Here is a 15,615-nt window from a genome sequence, read left to right as displayed (position 1 = left end):
AGAAAGGGCGGGACGAGAAGTCTCCCACGGTCCGTACTGGCTAGAGTCGGAATCGAGCTTTTAGTCCCGCCCACCCCTTCAAGTCTAAACATACAAGCGAGCTTGCTCCGGGCGGCGATCCGACGAAGGCGGACTCAAGCGCAAAGAATTAAACGGCAGGCGCCTCAATCCCGAACATCTTCCGCGCCTCGGCAAAACACTTCTCGGCAATCGCCGAACGCGGTTCGGTCTTGCGCATCACCAGCCCCAGCGGCGCGAGCACACTGGCATCCGGCAGGTTGATGAAAGCCAGGTGCTCGATCGGCTCTTCCAGCCCGCTGTCCAGCGGCATGATCGAGCAGCAGAAGCCCTGGTGAATCGCCTGCAGCAATTGATAGGTCGAATCGCTTTCCATGATCGGCTGCGGATTCAACCCGCGACTGCGGAAACTCAGGTCGATGGATTTTCGGTAGTGCATGCCGGTGGTGATCATCCCCAGCGGCAGTTCGGCGGCGTCTTCCCAGCTCATTTCCGGGCCTTCGAAATGGAAGTGACGGGTGTCGTAGAGCAGGCCGACGCGGGTCTCGCCAATCTCGAAAAACTCGAAATAGTTCGGGTTGACGTGGTCCAGATAACACACGCCCAGGTCCAGCTGATTGTTGCCCAGACCTTCGATGATCTCGTCCGAACTCAGCGACGACAGACTGTATTTCAGCTCCGGATAAGTCCCGGACAAACCCTGAATGTAATTCACCGGATTGAAGTTGCTCAGCGGCACCAGCCCCAGGCGCAGGCTACCGACCAGTTGCCCGCGGCAGGCTGCCGCTTCGGCAAACAGCCCGTCGTGGGCGGCCAGCAACGTGCGGGCCCAAGCCAGCACGCGCTCGCCGGCCTGGGTGAACCCTTCGAAGCGCTGGCCGCGATTGACCAGCACCAGATCCAGTTCGTCTTCCAGATTGCGCAGGCGCATCGACAGGGTCGGCTGGGTGATGTGGCAGCGCGCGGCGGCCTGGCCGAAGTGGCGGGTTTCGTCCAGCGCGATCAGGAACTTGAGTTGTTTGATGTCCACGACGGCACCTGCTCGATAAGGAATTTTGATTGAGTATTGACGCAGATGCGTACGGCGCACGGAAAGCGCAGGAAGCGACGATCCCATCGAGGGCTTTTTTCGTCCAATCGGCAGTGTTTAAGAGCCTATCGAGGGTTTCGATGACGCCCGGTTTCATTGGGCCGGACTGCGGTCGAGGCGCTGAAAAAATTCACCGATAGAGCAGGTCGATAGAGTGGTCGGCCAGAGTGATTAGACAGTCCTCACAAGCGGCACTTAGGCTCGTCATCCATTGAATTGACGACGGCCGGAGAGTGCCATGAGTGTTAAATCGGATGCCTTGTTCGTTCCCCTGAATATTGCCGTGCTGACGGTCAGCGATACCCGCGATTACGCCAGCGACACCTCCGGCCAGCTGCTGGTCAGCCGCCTGCTGGAGGCCGGCCACACCTTGAGCGAACGCAACCTGCTCAAGGACGACCTGTACAAGATCCGCGCCCAGGTCGCGCAGTGGATCGCCGACGACAACATTCAAGTGGTGCTGATCACCGGCGGCACCGGTTTCACCGGGCGTGACAGCACCCCGGAAGCCGTGGCCTGCCTGCTGGACAAGCAGATCGACGGCTTTGGCGAACTGTTCCGTGCCATCTCGATTCTCGACATCGGCACCTCGACCGTACAAAGCCGGGCGCTGGCGGGCCTGTCCAACGGCACGCTGGTGTGCTGCCTGCCGGGTTCCACCGGCGCCTGCCGCACCGCGTGGGAAGGTATCCTCGCCGAGCAACTGGATAACCGCCATCGCCCGTGCAACTTCGTTCCGCACCTCAAGCCGGTGCAAGCCTGCGGGCCGCGCGGATGAGCAAGCCCGGGTTGATGCCGGTCGATGACGCCCTCGACCAACTGCTGGCGATGGCCGATGAACAACGTCTGCCGGACAGTGAATCGGTGCCGCTCAATGAAGCGCGCGGACGCGTGCTGGCCAGCGATCTGGTCGCCGCCCTCGATCTGCCGCCGTGGCCGAACAGCGCCATGGACGGCTACGCCTTCAACTTTGCCGACCTGCATCGCCAGCCGTTGAGCGTGTCACAGCGGGTCTATGCCGGGATGGCGCCGGACGCCTTGCTGTCCGGCACCTGCGCACGGATTTTCACCGGCGCGCCGTTGCCCATGGGCGCCAATTGCGTGGAGATGCAGGAAAATGTCGAAGTGCTGGAGGACGGTCGCGTACGTTTCCTGCAACCGCTGAAGGTCGGCCAGAACATCCGCGCCCAGGGCCAGGAAAACCGCGTCGGCGACACCTTGCTGCGCGCCGGCAAACGCCTCGGCCCGTTCGAACTGGCCGTCGCCGCCGGGCAGGGCATGACCCATTTGCCGGTGGTGCGTCGTCCGCGCGTGGCGTTGCTGTCGACCGGTGATGAGCTGGTGGAACCAGGGCAACCGCTGCGTCCCGGCAGCATCTACAACAGCAATCGCACCTTGCTCGACCACTGGTTGCGCGAACTGGGTTGCGAAGTGATCGACGCCGGGATTCTTCCCGATCGCCCGGCGCAGACCCGGCTCAAACTTGAGCAGTTGCAAGTGGCGGCCGACCTGATTCTGACCACCGGCGGTGTGTCTGCCGGTGATGCCGACTGCCTCGGCCAGGTGCTGCGCGACAACGGCAAACCGCTGCTGTGGAAACTCGCGATCAAACCCGGCAAACCGCTGACGGTCGGCCATTTCGGCACAGTGCCGGTGATCGGCCTACCGGGCAACCCGACCTCGGCGCTGGTGACCTTCGGCCTGCTGGCGCGCCCGTACCTGCTGCGCATTCAAGGCGTGGAAGAGGTGATGCCGCTGAGCTTCACGGTCAACGCCGGCTTCAACTGGCCGAAACCCGGCAGCCGTCGCGAATACCTGCGCGTGCGTCTGGAAGGCGGGCAGGCGGCGCTGTATCCGAACCAGAGTTCCGGGGTTCTGCTCGGCGCGACCTGGGCCGACGGATTGGTGGAAATCCCCGAGAACAGCACCTTGCAGATTGGCGACCCGCTGCGTTTCATTCCGTTCAGCGAGCTGTTCTGAGCGCGATCAAAAGATGTAGACCACTTGTCCGGCCAACGAGGTCTGCAACCGGCGTTCGACAATCGGGCTGTCGGCCGCTTCGTGGCTCAGGTACTGCACCGACAGAACGGTCGACACGCTCCATTGCTCATCCAGCGGCAACGACCAGGTCAGATCCGCACCGCGACTGACCAGGCCACCTCGGGCGTTGTAGGCCCGGAACTGGCTGCGCGAGGCCTGGGCATCGCTGACGCCGTACCAGGTGCGCATGTAATTGCTGTCGCCGAACTGGCTGTTCAGGCCACCGGTAACCTTGCCGTAACGCCCTTCGTAGAACGGCGCGCTGATGCTCAGCTTGAGGCGGTTCCAGGACGAGCCGGTGTCGTGGTCATCGTCGTCCTTTTCCAGCGCATGTTCGAAACTCGCGCCGAGAATGATCGGGCCCATGTGATACGTCCCGTCGAGCCCGATCACCGGGCGCGACTTGATCGAGCCCATGCCGTTGAGCTCGTCCGAGCCTTTGAATCCGGTCTTGCGATCCTTGCGCACGTCGCTGGCGCCGACGTAGACGCTGAGGCCGAAGTCCTCTTCGTCGAAGCCCCAGCCGAGGCCTCGGCTGCTGTCGAGAAACACGCCGTAAGGGCTGACGATTTCGACCCCCACCAATGGCGCCACCACCCGCTCATCACTGCCGCTGTAACGCGGCGCACTGGCCGCACCAGCACGCAGGGTGGCGTGCCAGTCTTCGGCGCGCAGCGAGTCGCCCGGCAGCAGCAGGCAGAGGGAGGTCAGGGACAGCGAAAATGTGCGTAACGAAACCGGCATGGGGCACCCGAGGGGGAGGTTGGATGCGCCCATGCTAGTGAGGTGGCGGCCGGCAATCTTTGGCAGCTTTGTCGGGAAACTGTCAAAGACTGTGAAGCCGCCGTTGGCGCTGAATCAGAAATCCCACTTGGTGGTCAGCATCAGGTTGCGCGGCTCGCCGTAGAACGTGGTGTCGAAGTTGCCCAGACCCGTCAGGTACTTCTTGTCGAACACGTTGTTGGCGTTGACGGTGAAGCTCAGGTGCTCGTTGTACTGATAGCGGGTCATCAGGTCGACCAGGGTGTAGCCGCCCTGTTTGATGCGCGTGTAATCGCCGGCCGGCGCGCTGTAGATCTTGCCGTAGAACGCGCTCTGCCAGCTGATGCCGCCACCGACGGTGACCTTGTCGAGCATGCCCGGCAGGCGATAGGTGGTGAAGGTGCGCACCACGTGTTCCGGTTTGGTGGTGGACAGCGGGTAGCCGTAGATCCGCTGTTCGTCGGCATCGCGGGTGCGGGCGTAGGTGTAGCCGGCGGAGACGTTCCAGCCGTCGGCCAGTTCACCGGCCAGTTCCAGTTCGACGCCCTTGGTAGTCGCGCCGTCGATGGCTTTGTAGATGCCTTCGTTGGTGACGGCGTTGGTGCCGATCGACTCGGCGACGCCGTCCTGCTCGATGCGGAAGAACGCCAGGCTGGCGTTCAGGCGACCGTCGAAATACGCCGCTTTCAGACCGGCTTCATAGCTGTCGCCTTCTACCGGGGCCAGGGTCGAGCCGTTGATGTCCTTGTAGGTTTGCGGCTGGTAGATGCTGGTGTAGCTGGCGTACACCGAGTAGGTGTCGTCGAGGTCATAGACCAGCCCCGCGTATGGCGTGACCACGCCGTGCTCCTTGTAGCTGGCGTTGGTGTCGTCGAGGCCGGCGCCGGCGTTGTAACGGTAGTCTTCATTGTATTTGAAGGTGCTCAGGCGGCTGCCGAGGATCACCGACAAATCGTCGGTCGGGTGCAGGTGGGTGGCCAGGTAAACGCCGTTCTGGCTTTGGGTGCGTTCGTATTTGCCGTTCTTCGGGAAGTCCTGTTTCGGCAGGTCGCCGTTCCAGTCGTAGATGCTGCCCGGTACGAGTTCGAAAGCGCTGGTGTCGTAGGTCGAACCGGTCTGGCGCGAGTGCGAAGTCATCACGCCGGCGATCAGCTCATGCTCGCGGCCGCCGAGGGTGAACGGGCCGGAGACGTTGACGTCAGCGGTGTTCTGCACCCGATGACCTTCCCAGCGGCCCCAGTACAGGAACATGCCTTCGCCGGTGGCGCGATCCGGGTTACCGCCACTGGCCGAGGCCAGTCGAGTGTCCTGGTCGGTGGTTTTCTGGTCGAGGCTGACCTTGAACTTCCAGTCGTTGGCCAGCGCCTGTTCCAGCGAGGCGAAGTAGGTGATGTTGTCGAAATCGCGACGGCTCCAGTCGGCGCCGTTGTTGAAGTGGCGCGGGAAGTCGGTGCGGCCGCCGTCGGCGAAATACACCGGATTGCCGGTCCACGACGTACCGCGCGGGGTGGTGCTGGACTTGTCGATGCCGAAGGTCAGCAGGGTGTCGTCGGTCAGGTCGGCTTCGAGGATGCCGTAGAACAGATCCTTCTTCTGGCTGTAGTGATCGAGATAGGAATTCTTGTCCGAATACGCGCCGACAAAGCGCCCGCGCACATTGCCCGAATCGGTCAGCGAACCGGAAATATCGCCCACCGTGCGATAAGCGTCCCACGAACCGACAGTGCCACTGATCGAGGCCTTGAACTCTTTGGTCGGCTTCTTGCGGATCAGGTTGACCGTGGCTGACGGATCGCCCGAGCCGGTCATCAGGCCGGTGGCGCCCTTGATCACTTCCACACGGTCGATGCTGGAGGCGTCGTCGCCGTTGTTCGGGTTCTCGCCGTAGACGCCGTCGTAGGGCAGGTTGACGCCGTCGTACTGAAAATTAGTGATTGCAAAACCACGAGCGGAAAACTCGGTGCGGTCGCTGTCGTATTTCTGGGTCGAGATGCCTGGAGTGTTGCGCAGCGCATCGCCGATGCTTTGCACTCCACGGTCGTCCATTTGCTGGCGGGTGATCACCGTCACCGATTGCGGCGTTTCGCGCAGTGACAGCGGCAGACCGGTGGCCGAGGACGTCGCACCGGTGGTGTAAGACTGCGTGCCTTCGGTGGTCGCCCCCAGGCCCTGGGCGGAAATATTGGTCGCGCCCAGTTGCAGGGTTTCTTTTTTCGTCGTGATTTCAGCGGCGTGGGCGGTGGCGGCAAAACTCACAACGGCCAGCGCCAGCGGGCGCAAGGCAAAACGGAAACGGACGTGCGACATGGAGATCCCTTTGCATCGAATCGATCGGTAGTTGAAGTGCTTCTGGTGGGTTAACCGAACGAGCGATGCAAAAGGGAACCGGGGTCTGAAAAATAAACGGAATCAATGCTCAGCGAGTCAGGCCAAGGCGTTCATGCCACTGGGCGATGGACTCTTCGGGGTAAACGTCGAATTGCTGATCCCTGGCGCTCGCTTGCACTTCGACCCACGGTGCTCTGGAACCGAGCATCAGATGGGTGTGTTCCGGCGGCACCGGCAATGGCGTGTCGATGGCCGAGGCGAACGGATGGATCAGTTCCGGCCACTCCGGGCTGAACAGCCACAGACCGCTGCCGCACAGCGAGCAGACGTGTCGCTCGGCGGTGCTGCGGTGGGCGCGGGCATCGCCTTCGTCTTTCATTTTCGCGTGGTAGATCGTGATGTGTTTGCGCCCGCGCACCTTGAGGCTGGCCGCGTCGCCGCCGAGGTTGATCGCAAAGCCGCCACCGCCCTGGGTCTTGCGGCAGATTGAGCAGTAGCAGCGCTGATAAGGGTAGGGGTGGGCGCTGTCGAGGGTGAATGAAACCGCGCCGCAGTGGCAGGAGCCTTCGAGGTGCATGAGTGGCCTCCGGTTGGGCTTTTGTTGATGCGGTTCAGCCTAGAAGAGATGTCGCGCCTGTGTCGCCGCTATGGACGCCCGCGAAAAGCCCGGTCAGCATGGACGCAAAAAATCGGGACCCAAACCCATGCGCCGACTACCTTCCCTGGCCGCCCTGCGAACCTTCGAATGCGCTGCCCGTCACGCGCACTTCGGTCGCGCCGCCGCCGAGCTGTGCGTCACCGACAGCGCCGTCAGCCATCAGATCCGCCAGCTCGAAGAGCAACTGGGCGTGTCGTTGTTCATCCGCGAGGGCCGGCAGATTCGCCCGACCATCGCCGCCGGGCGCTTGATGCAGAGCCTGCAACAGGCCTTCGAACTGATCGGCGATGCCTGTGACGAGTTGCGCGATCCATCCTCGCTCGCGGTGTTGCGGCTGGCGGTCACGGCGGAACTGGCGCAGAAGTGGCTGATGAACCGTCTCACCGATTTCTACGCGCGTTATCCGCACATCACCTTGCACCTCTACGAACAGCCAATCGACGCCACCGCGCCCGGCGAAGACATCGATCTGGCGATCACCTACGGCACCGGCCCGGTGGACAGCAGCGCGTACTTCGTCCGCCCGTTGCCGGCGTTGCAGTTCTTCCCGGTGTGCAGCCCCGGTCTGTTCAACCAGGGCAACCTGAAAACCCCGAAGGATCTGGCCCGCCATTGCCTGCTGCACGACGACCAGGACGGCAAGACCTGGACCGCGTGGCTGACCAGCCATGCCGGCGATTTGCGCCCGGAACGACAGTTGTATTTTGCCCATGCCGGTCTGGCGCTGGAGGCTGCAGCACAAGGGCAGGGCGTGGCGATGGGCGACAACCTCACGGCGCAGGAAGACTTGCAGAACGGGCGTCTGGTGCGCCCGTTCACCTCCAGCATGACCGCGCTGGGCCAATACGCGCTGGTCTGTGAGCGGGTGCGGCTGGAGCGCCCGGCGGTGGCGCAGATGCTGGAATGGTTCAACGATCAGCTGGCCGATTGATGAGTTGAATTCAACTGTTCCGAAATAATCATCGTTGGCGGCGCGACCGCCCGCGACCGTAGCCTGAGGTCATTCCCATCCCGATGACGAGGTTTGACCATGGCACGTTTGCTCGACTCCACCCCGAAACAGGACGGCTTCCGTCTGCCCGGCGAATTCGAAGCCAAGTCCGGTTGCTGGCTCGGCTGGCCGGAGCGCACCGACGTCTGGCGCAACGGCGCCAAGCCTGCACAGAAAGTCTGGGTGCAGATCGTCACCGCGATCTCCCACAGCGAACCGGTGACGGTCTGCGCTTCGGCATCCCAGTTCGCCACCGCCCGCCGTCAGTTGCCGCCGCAAGTGCGGGTGGTGGAGATGACCTGCAACGACACCTGGTTTCGCGACAGCGGCCCGTGCTTTGTGGTCAACGATCAAAGCGGTGAAGTGCGTGGCGTCGACTTCGAGTTCAACGCCTACGGCGGCCTCGACGGCGGGCTCTACTACCCGTGGGACAAGGACGACCAGATCGCCAGCAAGATCCTCGAAATCGAACGCTTCGACCGTTATCGCGCGCCATTGATTGCCGAACTCGGCGGCATCCAGAGTGACGGCCAGGGCAGCATCCTCACCACCGAGCAATGCCTGCTCAACCGCAATCGCAACCAGCACCTGGGCAAGGACGAAGTGACCCGCCGGCTGACCGATTACCTCGGCGCCGAGCAAGTGATCTGGCTGCCGCGCGGTTGCAAGTTCGACGAAACCGACGGCCATGTCGACGACCTCGCGTGCTTCGTGCGCCCCGGCGAAGTGGTGCTGCAATGGACCGACGACCGCGACGATCCGCAGTGGGAAATCTATCAGGAGGCCTACGACATCCTGCGCAGCACCCGCGACAGCCGTGGCCGCGAACTGATCGTGCACAAGCTGCCGCAACCGGACGTGCTGGAGTGGACCGCCGAAGAAGCCGAAGGCCTCGATCAGCAGGACAGCACCCACACCCGCCAGGCCGGCACCAAAATCTGTGCGTCGTACATCAACTACTACGCCGGCAACAGTTCGATCGTGGTGCCGCTGTTCGGTGATCGCAACGATCAGGTGGCGCTGGCGACCCTCGCCGAACTGTTCCCGCAGCACAAGATCGTCGGCATCGAAAACTCCCGGGAAATCCTGCTCGGTGGCGGCAACGTCGCGTGCATCACCATGCCGCAATACGCCGGCCAGAAAAAAGGAGCCTGACCATGGGCCTGCACAAACTGAGTAAAGCGTTATTGCTGGTGCTTGCACCCCTGTGTGTGCAGGCTGCCGAAACGGCGAAACCGGTGGTCAACCTGTACATCTGGGGCGAGTACCTGGCCCCGGATACCCTGAAGAATTTCGAGGCGAAAACCGGGATTCGGGTGGTCGCCGATCACTTCGATTCACTGGAAACCGTCGAGACCAAACTGCTCACCGGCCGCAGCGGCTACGACCTGGTGCTGACCGCCGGCCAGCACCTGTCGCGGGCCATCGAGAGCGGCGCGATCCAGACGTTGAACAAGCAGCAGCTTCCGCACTTTGCCGGGGTCGGTGATGAGTTCCGTCAGCACATGGCGGTGTTCGACCCGGGCAATCGCTACGCCGGGATCTACGCCTGGGGCACCACCGGTGTCGGCTATCAGGAGGAGGCCGTGAAGCAGCGCCTGCCGGACGCGCCGAGGGACAGCTGGGCGATGTTGTTCGATCCGGCGGTGGTGTCGAAATTCGCCGATTGCGGGGTGAGTCTGCTCAACGACCCGAACGAAGTGTTCGCGGCAGTCATGAAGTACATGGGCCTGGACATCAACCACCAGAGCCTCGACGACCTGAAACTCGCCGAACAGCAACTGGCGAAGATCCGCCCGTACATCCGCTACTTCGACAATGACCTGAACATCAGCGACCTGGCCAACGGCAACACCTGCGTGGCGATGTCGTGGAATGGCAACGTTGCCATCGCGGCGGGTCAGGCCGAAGCGGCGAAAAAACCGTTCAAGTTGAATTACCGGATTCCGAAGGAGGGCACGCTGATCTGGTTCGATGCCATGGTCATTCCCAAGGATGCACCGCACCCCGAAGCCGGGCTGGCATTGATGGATTACTTGATGACGCCCGATGTGATTGCGCCGATCACTGACACCATTCACTACGCCAACGCGATCACAGCGGCGGATGGCTTGATCGAACCGGCGATTCGCAATGATCCGGGGACCTATCCACCGCAGGCGGTGAGGGCTTCGCTGTACAGCAAGAATGACAATGGCAAGGCGTTCAACCGGGCATTGATTCGGGCATTCAGCCGGTTGAAGTCGGGGTTGTGAGCGAGGGCCGGGAATCATCTTGAAGCGGTTTGTACGTGGGCGTGTGGGGGTGAGTCTGGTAGTTTTTTCGCCATGGATCTGAACCGGCAATGACGCCGGATGCCATTTCGGTTCCTGACTTTTCAGGATCTGGAGTGGCCAACTTTCAAGGAAGAAAAACATGCCAATCAAACCGCCGGTCAAGGGCACGGGCCCGGCCGATGTTCATCTGAAACCTTCCAGCGATGGCTCTGTGTCGGGGCCGGTGATTCGACCGAGTGTCCACGGCAATCTGCCGGAGCCGCCCGCAATATCCAGTGGCGTACGGACGCCCCATCACAGCGGCGCAGAGGTCGTCAGCCCTCCGTCATCGATCACCTTTCGCGATGCACTGCCGGTGGTGGAGGTCGCGCCCACCGTCGGGCAACCGTCGCTGGAGGCGTATCACGTCCCGGCGGCGAGCCGGCTGACAGACATCGACGCCGACGGCTTCAGGACGTTCAAGGGCCGTCAGTTCGCCGAATTGCCCGGTCAGGGCATCGTTCAGGTCGGCGCCGACCCGCAAACCGGTTTGTACCGGGCCAGACTGGCCAGCGAGCTCAATCCTTCCGGCCCGGTGCTGGAGCGCGACAGCGACGGCAAACTCTGGCACCCGCTGGAAGAATTTGCCACCGACCGTTTTCGCACCCCCGACCCGCGAAGCGAAGCCGCCTCGACACTGGAGGCCATGCCGCATCCGGAGGGCGACGAAGGACGGGCTCGTGCGGATGACGCCGACGACGAATTCGAGCTTGCCTCCGAATCGATGCCGGTCAAGCCCTACACCGATCAGGAACTGGCGACCATGCGCGATGAAGTGCGCTATTCCTTTCGTGGCAATCGCCTGGGCACCTACGACCGTGCCAACAACGGCAAATACCCGCTACGCGACACCCTGGGCAGACCGGTGCGGATCCGCAAGCTGGAGACATTGGTCACACTGACCACCGGGGAGCGTTTCCGCTCGGAGCCGATCAAGCCCTACATCAAGTTCGAAGGCTATGAAGACGTCGCGAGGCTCTACGAAGAGAAACTCGAGCTGCGCACCTTTACCGAGGCCGACATGAAGGTCCCTGGCGAGAAAGCGCTGATCGGACAACTCATGGTGGTCGCCAATAAACGAATCAGCAAAGGCGAGGCGCTGGGCCTCTACGGCGGGACGCTCAGCCCGGTGCGTCTGGTACGACGCGAAGAACAGACGTTCACCATGCTGGCGGGTTTCAGCGTGCATTACACACCAGGAAAGTTTGTTGAAGATCCAGTTGTGGTCATCGGCGACAACATCATTTCGCGGATCAACTCGAACTTCGAATACGACGCCACCGGCAAACCGATCCATCAATCGCCGGACGGCTATAACGTGCAGATCGTCGGGTTCAAAGTCGAAGCGGACATGCTGATCGGCGACCGGCTGGTCAACCGGCCCTACATGTTGAACGCGCTGTTTGCCTCGGAGGATATTGCGGCGGGAACCGAGTTGCGCTGGAACTACAACTATTCGGACAGAGAGATGAAGATGATCTTCCCGTAAAGGGCCAAAGCCCTCTCCCGAAGGGTGAGGGCTACAGCGAGGGGCTTTTCGGCACCCGCCACAAATACCAGGCCGCCACCGTCCGAAACGGCTTCCAGTCCAACCCGATCTCAACCATCTGCTTGCGCGCAGGCTGCACCTCCAGCCCCTTCAACCGCCGATACCCCTCGCGAACCCCAAAGTCATCCGCCGGCAGAATGTCCGGCCGCTCCAGGCTGTAAATCAGCAACATCTCAACGGTCCAGCGCCCAACCCCGCGCAGGCTGACCAACCGCTCGATCAGCGCCTCATCCTCCATCGCCAGCGCCGTGGCGTAATCCGGCACCACACCGTCCAGAGTCGCCTGGGCAATCCCCTGAATCGTCGCAATCTTGCCCGCCGAAAACCCACAACCGCGCAATTGATCGAAGTCCGTCGCCAGAATCTGCTCCGGACGTGGAAACGTCTGCCCGGGAAACAACCCCACCAACCGCCCGACAATCGCATCGCCCGCCTTGGCGTGCAGTTGCTGATAGGCAATCGCCCGCACCAGCGACTCATAGGGATCACGCGCGGGATGCGGCTGATGCAGGCAAGGGCCGACCGCAGCAATGTGGCGCTGCCAGTCGGCGTCGAGGCTGGCCAGAAACTCGCTGGCCGGTTGATAGGGATCGGGCATGGTTACTTCAACAGACCGTTGACTTCGCCGTAGGTGAAGGCCTTGAGGTCATGGGTGTCGAGCTTGCCGCTGGCGAGAAAGCTTTTCACCAGCGAACCCATGGCGCCGTACATGAACTCGGCGATCCCGGAACCTGCGCTCAAGCGGCGCACGCCGAGAGTTTGCAGTTCTTCGGGGGAGGGCAGGCAAGCGAAGCCCAGGACATTGACCGGCAAAGTCGTGCCCTTGCAGATCGCTTCGATTTCGTAGGCGGACGTCACGCCGGCAGCGAACAATCCATCCGCCCCGGCCGCCTGATACAGCGCCGCGCGGTGCAGGGTTTCGGCGACACGATCCTCGGCCGGCACCAGCCCTTTGAGGTAAACGTCGGTGCGGGCGTTGATGAACAGCTTCACATTGCGCCTCTCGGCCACTTGCCGCGCGACTTCGATCTTGCGCACCAGCAGTTCCGGCGTGCCGCTGCCGTCTTCGATATTGATCCCGACCGCGCCTGCCGCGATGACCGCATCGATCACTTCAGCAACCCGGCCGAGGTCATCGGAATAACCGGCCTCGATGTCCACGCTCAACGGCACCTTGATGACTCGGGCAATCGATTCCACGGTGCTGATCAAACGCTCCAGCGGCAGGGTGTTGCCGTCCGGGTAACCGTGGGCCCAGGCGACAGCGGCGCTGCTGGTGGCGACGGCTTTGCCACCCAGTTGCTCGACCAGCCGCGCACCCGTGGCGTCGGCGACGTTGGTCAGGATCAGCAGGCCATCGTGGTGCAACTGGTGAAACTGAGTGTCGAGCGCGTTCATCGAGATCCCTTCTTGTCGGTTTCAGAAAGCCAGTGGTTGCGTGAGCTGCACGGCGGCGTTTTCCAGCCGGAGCAAGAACGCCTTGCGCGGTTGCCCACCACCATAGCCGGTCAATGAGCCGTCCGCACCGATCACCCGATGGCACGGCACGACAATCGAGAGCCGATTGTGCCCGTTGGCCAGACCCACCGCGCGACTGGCGCCGGGTTTGCCCAGTCGTGCGGCGATGGTGCCGTAAGTGCTGGTGTGGCCGTAGGGGATTTGCCGCAGTTCGCTCCAGACTTGCCGGGCAAACTCGCTGCCGGGCAGGTGCAGCGGCACGCTGAATTCGCTCAGCTTGCCGGCGAAGTACAGCGCCAGCTCGTTTTCGATCTGCTGCAAATGCGCGTTGTGCCCCGGTGCGACCACGTAGCCGTAGCGGTTCTGCAATTCTTCAACTTCTCGGGTCAGCGCCGGACGGTCGAGAAACTCCAGCAATACCAGCCCGCGTCGTTCTGCCATGGCGATCATCGGCCCCAACGGCGTGGTCAGGCGGGTGAACAGCAACGGCTCGCTGGATGCCGCGCGTCCCGGCGTGATGTGGAACGACTTCTGAAACGCATCGCGAAAACCGCTGAGGGATTCATAGCCGGAATCGAACGCCGCGTGATCGATGGACGTGCCTTGCTTGATCCCGCCCAATGCCACACCGAGCCGCCGGGTGCGCAGCCACGCATGGAAAGTCATGCCGAAATGCTGTTTGAACCAGCGCCGCAGTTTCAGCGGTTCGATGCCCTCGGCGAGCAACTGCGCATCGCTCCAGCGCAGCTCAGGATCGGCGTCGACGGCTTTCAACAGTCGTTGCACCCAATCCGGGGCGATGGCCGCAGCGTCCAGCGGTTTACAGCGCAAACAGGCGCGATAGCCTGCGGACAGGCAGTCATCAGCGTGGGCGAAGAACTCGACGTTTTCCGGTTTCGGCTTGCGCGCCGTGCAGGTAGGGCGGCAAAAGATCCCGGTGGTTTTCACGGCCGTGAAGAACACGCCTTCATAGGCAGTGTCGCTTGCGAGCATGGCGCGGACCATTTCGGCGTGAGGGGGCAGGACAGCGGTCTGTATGTTCATGGGCCGAGGATAAAACCAGTTATTCGATGGCTCCACCGAAAAATCGACAGTGAATTTTCGGGCCGCTGCACTACAGTGATCGGGTCGCTACAACTCGGGAAATGAAGGTATGCCACCGTTCACGATTCAACACATCGATCACATCGTGCTGCGCGTCGCCGATCTGCAACGCAGCATTGATTTCTACGACCGGGTCTTCGGTGCCGAAGTGGTCAAGCGCAACGAAAAGTTCGGCCTGGTGCACCTGCGTGCTGGCACGTCGATGATCGATCTGGTCGACCTCGACGGCGAAATCGGCCGCAAGGGTGGCGCCGCTGCCGGCAGCGAGCGGCGCAATGTCGATCACTTCTGCCTGCGCATCGAGCCGTTCGATGAAGCGGCACTGGTCAGTCATTTGCAAGCCTGCGGCCTGACCGTCGAAAAAGCCGCCACCCGTTTTGGCGCCGAGGGCTACGGCCTGTCGCTGTACTGCTTCGACCCGGACGGCAATCAGGTCGAACTCAAAGGCCCGTCCGAAGCTTAGGCGCGTTTGGCCATCAGCAACACCGAAGCCGCCGCCGACAGTAACCCCGCGCAGCAACGGTTGAAAATCCGTTTGCCGCGCGGCTCGGCGAACCAGCGGCGCATGTGCAGGCCCATGTAGGCGTAGGCGCTGATGGCGATCCATTCCAGCAGCAGGAACAGCACGCCCAGCAGCATGAACTGCGGGGTGATGGCGCGGGTCGGGTCGACGAATTGCGGCAGAAAAGCGGTGAATATAAGAATTGCCTTGGGATTGCCCGCCGCCACTAAAAACTCCTGACGCGCCAGGGCCAGAAGCCCGCTCGCCGGCGCAGTCACCGCGTCTTCGGCGGCAGGATTGGCCCGCCACAGCTGCCACGCCAGATACAGCAGATACCCCGCGCCGACAATCTTGATCCCGTAGAACAACAGTTCCGACGTTTGCAGCACCACCGCCAGCCCCGCCGCCGCGAGGGCGATCATTCCGGCGAACGCCAGCAACCGACCGATCCCGGCCACGCAGGCGCGACGATAGCCGTAGCGGGTGGCGTTGCTGACCGACAGCAGGTTGTTCGGCCCCGGCGCCATGTTCAAGGCAAAGCAGGCGGGCAGAAACAGGGAGAGGGTGGCGAGATCCATGGTGCGGGCTCCGGTGACGGGAGCGGTATTTTTATCACGCGGGCGTGCGGGCCTGAACCGTACAGTCAGGCGGCAGAGTCGCGGTACAGCGACGGTCGGGCGTAAATCCGTTCGAACTTTCTGCCGTCCCGTCAACTCTGAATTCGTCACAGGGTGATGAATCCGCCAGAAAAAAATCATCTGGCGGGTCAGAAAGGACAATTGCCGTGTAAGCTTTCGCGC

Annotated in this window: 15 protein-coding genes; 7 read left to right on the top strand and 8 right to left on the bottom strand. The window is 62.4% G+C overall.

The genetic code is table 11. From position 1 onward, the window contains the following. Window positions 1-148: 148 nt before the first annotated feature. Window positions 149-1,048: a LysR family transcriptional regulator gene (locus CAF90_RS26385; protein ID WP_007957027.1), complete on the bottom strand. Its 900-nt coding sequence runs from the start codon at window positions 1,046-1,048 to the stop codon at window positions 149-151. Window positions 1,049-1,346: 298 nt separating this feature from the next. Here CAF90_RS26385 and moaB point away from each other — a divergent pair, with 298 nt between their 5' ends. Together moaB and glp are read left to right on the top strand one after the other, a co-directional pair. Beyond that, window positions 1,347-1,886, top strand: a complete 540-nt coding sequence (gene moaB, locus CAF90_RS26380; RefSeq protein ID WP_085608999.1) for a molybdenum cofactor biosynthesis protein B — start codon at window positions 1,347-1,349, stop codon at window positions 1,884-1,886. Next, window positions 1,883-3,088 (top strand): gephyrin-like molybdotransferase Glp, encoded by a 1,206-nt coding sequence (glp, locus tag CAF90_RS26375; protein WP_085608998.1) that lies wholly within the window; start codon window positions 1,883-1,885, stop codon window positions 3,086-3,088. The genes moaB and glp overlap by 4 nt, the downstream gene beginning before the upstream one ends. 6 nt (window positions 3,089-3,094) lie before the next feature. Here glp and CAF90_RS26370 read toward each other — a convergent pair whose 3' ends face one another. The 3 genes from CAF90_RS26370 to CAF90_RS26360 all read right to left on the bottom strand — a co-directional run bounded on the left by CAF90_RS26370 (window position 3,095) and on the right by CAF90_RS26360 (window position 6,815). Then, a complete protein-coding gene (locus tag CAF90_RS26370) occupies window positions 3,095-3,892 on the bottom strand; it encodes a MipA/OmpV family protein (protein WP_085608997.1) in 798 nt (265 codons plus the stop codon). Between the two features lie 114 nt (window positions 3,893-4,006). Then, window positions 4,007-6,217, bottom strand: coding sequence for a TonB-dependent siderophore receptor (locus CAF90_RS26365; RefSeq protein ID WP_085608996.1), 2,211 nt, complete (start codon window positions 6,215-6,217; stop codon window positions 4,007-4,009). 109 nt (window positions 6,218-6,326) lie between these two features. After that, entirely contained in the window at window positions 6,327-6,815 is a 489-nt protein-coding gene (locus CAF90_RS26360; RefSeq protein ID WP_085608995.1) for a GFA family protein, read from the bottom strand. 127 nt (window positions 6,816-6,942) lie between these two features. Between CAF90_RS26360 and CAF90_RS26355 the strand changes: the two genes are divergently transcribed. The 4 genes from CAF90_RS26355 (at window position 6,943) to CAF90_RS26340 (ending at window position 11,691) form a co-directional block, all read left to right on the top strand. Next, complete coding sequence (locus tag CAF90_RS26355; protein ID WP_085608994.1) at window positions 6,943-7,827, top strand: LysR substrate-binding domain-containing protein; 885 nt, start codon at window positions 6,943-6,945, stop codon at window positions 7,825-7,827. A gap of 99 nt (window positions 7,828-7,926) precedes the next feature. Continuing rightward, a complete protein-coding gene (gene aguA, locus CAF90_RS26350) occupies window positions 7,927-9,042 on the top strand; it encodes an agmatine deiminase (RefSeq protein WP_085608993.1) in 1,116 nt (371 codons plus the stop codon). Window positions 9,043-9,044: 2 nt separating this feature from the next. Next, a complete protein-coding gene (locus tag CAF90_RS26345) occupies window positions 9,045-10,142 on the top strand; it encodes an extracellular solute-binding protein (protein WP_085608992.1) in 1,098 nt (365 codons plus the stop codon). 160 nt (window positions 10,143-10,302) lie between these two features. Beyond that, window positions 10,303-11,691 carry an SET domain-containing protein gene (locus CAF90_RS26340; protein ID WP_085608991.1) on the top strand — a complete coding sequence of 463 codons (1,389 nt, stop codon included), beginning with the start codon at window positions 10,303-10,305 and terminating at the stop codon, window positions 11,689-11,691. Window positions 11,692-11,722: 31 nt separating this feature from the next. On the opposite strand, the gene CAF90_RS26335 is transcribed toward CAF90_RS26340, so the two are convergent. Genes CAF90_RS26335 through CAF90_RS26325 form a run of 3 tightly spaced genes read right to left on the bottom strand, consistent with a single transcriptional unit; the run spans window position 11,723 to window position 14,253 of the window. Continuing rightward, window positions 11,723-12,349, bottom strand: coding sequence for a DNA-3-methyladenine glycosylase (locus CAF90_RS26335; RefSeq protein WP_085608990.1), 627 nt, complete (start codon window positions 12,347-12,349; stop codon window positions 11,723-11,725). A gap of 2 nt (window positions 12,350-12,351) precedes the next feature. Further along, a complete protein-coding gene (locus CAF90_RS26330; RefSeq protein ID WP_085608989.1) occupies window positions 12,352-13,149 on the bottom strand; it encodes an isocitrate lyase/phosphoenolpyruvate mutase family protein in 798 nt (265 codons plus the stop codon). A gap of 21 nt (window positions 13,150-13,170) precedes the next feature. After that, complete coding sequence (locus CAF90_RS26325; RefSeq protein ID WP_085608988.1) at window positions 13,171-14,253, bottom strand: bifunctional transcriptional activator/DNA repair enzyme AdaA; 1,083 nt, start codon at window positions 14,251-14,253, stop codon at window positions 13,171-13,173. Window positions 14,254-14,362: 109 nt separating this feature from the next. Here CAF90_RS26325 and CAF90_RS26320 point away from each other — a divergent pair, with 109 nt between their 5' ends. After that, window positions 14,363-14,776, top strand: a complete 414-nt coding sequence (locus CAF90_RS26320; protein WP_039770856.1) for a VOC family protein — start codon at window positions 14,363-14,365, stop codon at window positions 14,774-14,776. Here CAF90_RS26320 and CAF90_RS26315 read toward each other — a convergent pair. Then, complete coding sequence (locus tag CAF90_RS26315; protein WP_085608987.1) at window positions 14,773-15,393, bottom strand: LysE family translocator; 621 nt, start codon at window positions 15,391-15,393, stop codon at window positions 14,773-14,775. The genes CAF90_RS26320 and CAF90_RS26315 overlap by 4 nt on opposite strands. Between the last annotated feature and the right edge of the window lie 222 nt (window positions 15,394-15,615).

The sequence above is a fragment of the Pseudomonas sp. B37(2017) genome, assembly GCF_002112885.1.
In the GTDB taxonomy this organism is placed as follows: domain Bacteria; phylum Pseudomonadota; class Gammaproteobacteria; order Pseudomonadales; family Pseudomonadaceae; genus Aquipseudomonas; species Aquipseudomonas paraglycinae.
Note: the sequence above shows the minus strand (reverse complement) of the source record. Positions and strands in the feature narration are given on the sequence as shown.

Excerpts from the sequence above, each read along its gene's own strand:
- CAF90_RS26315 (WP_085608987.1), bottom strand. The coding sequence starts at position 15,393 with ATGGATCTCGCCACCCTCTCCCTGTTTCTGCCCGCCTGCTTTGCCTTG.
- CAF90_RS26360 (WP_085608995.1), bottom strand. The coding sequence starts at position 6,815 with ATGCACCTCGAAGGCTCCTGCCACTGCGGCGCGGTTTCATTCACCCTC.
- CAF90_RS26365 (WP_085608996.1), bottom strand. The coding sequence starts at position 6,217 with ATGTCGCACGTCCGTTTCCGTTTTGCCTTGCGCCCGCTGGCGCTGGCC.
- glp (WP_085608998.1), top strand. The coding sequence starts at position 1,883 with ATGAGCAAGCCCGGGTTGATGCCGGTCGATGACGCCCTCGACCAACTG.
- CAF90_RS26345 (WP_085608992.1), top strand. The coding sequence starts at position 9,045 with ATGGGCCTGCACAAACTGAGTAAAGCGTTATTGCTGGTGCTTGCACCC.
- CAF90_RS26335 (WP_085608990.1), bottom strand. The coding sequence starts at position 12,349 with ATGCCCGATCCCTATCAACCGGCCAGCGAGTTTCTGGCCAGCCTCGAC.
- CAF90_RS26355 (WP_085608994.1), top strand. The coding sequence starts at position 6,943 with ATGCGCCGACTACCTTCCCTGGCCGCCCTGCGAACCTTCGAATGCGCT.
- CAF90_RS26340 (WP_085608991.1), top strand. The coding sequence starts at position 10,303 with ATGCCAATCAAACCGCCGGTCAAGGGCACGGGCCCGGCCGATGTTCAT.
- CAF90_RS26325 (WP_085608988.1), bottom strand. The coding sequence starts at position 14,253 with ATGAACATACAGACCGCTGTCCTGCCCCCTCACGCCGAAATGGTCCGC.
- aguA (WP_085608993.1), top strand. The coding sequence starts at position 7,927 with ATGGCACGTTTGCTCGACTCCACCCCGAAACAGGACGGCTTCCGTCTG.
- CAF90_RS26330 (WP_085608989.1), bottom strand. The coding sequence starts at position 13,149 with ATGAACGCGCTCGACACTCAGTTTCACCAGTTGCACCACGATGGCCTG.
- moaB (WP_085608999.1), top strand. The coding sequence starts at position 1,347 with ATGAGTGTTAAATCGGATGCCTTGTTCGTTCCCCTGAATATTGCCGTG.
- CAF90_RS26320 (WP_039770856.1), top strand. The coding sequence starts at position 14,363 with ATGCCACCGTTCACGATTCAACACATCGATCACATCGTGCTGCGCGTC.
- CAF90_RS26370 (WP_085608997.1), bottom strand. The coding sequence starts at position 3,892 with ATGCCGGTTTCGTTACGCACATTTTCGCTGTCCCTGACCTCCCTCTGC.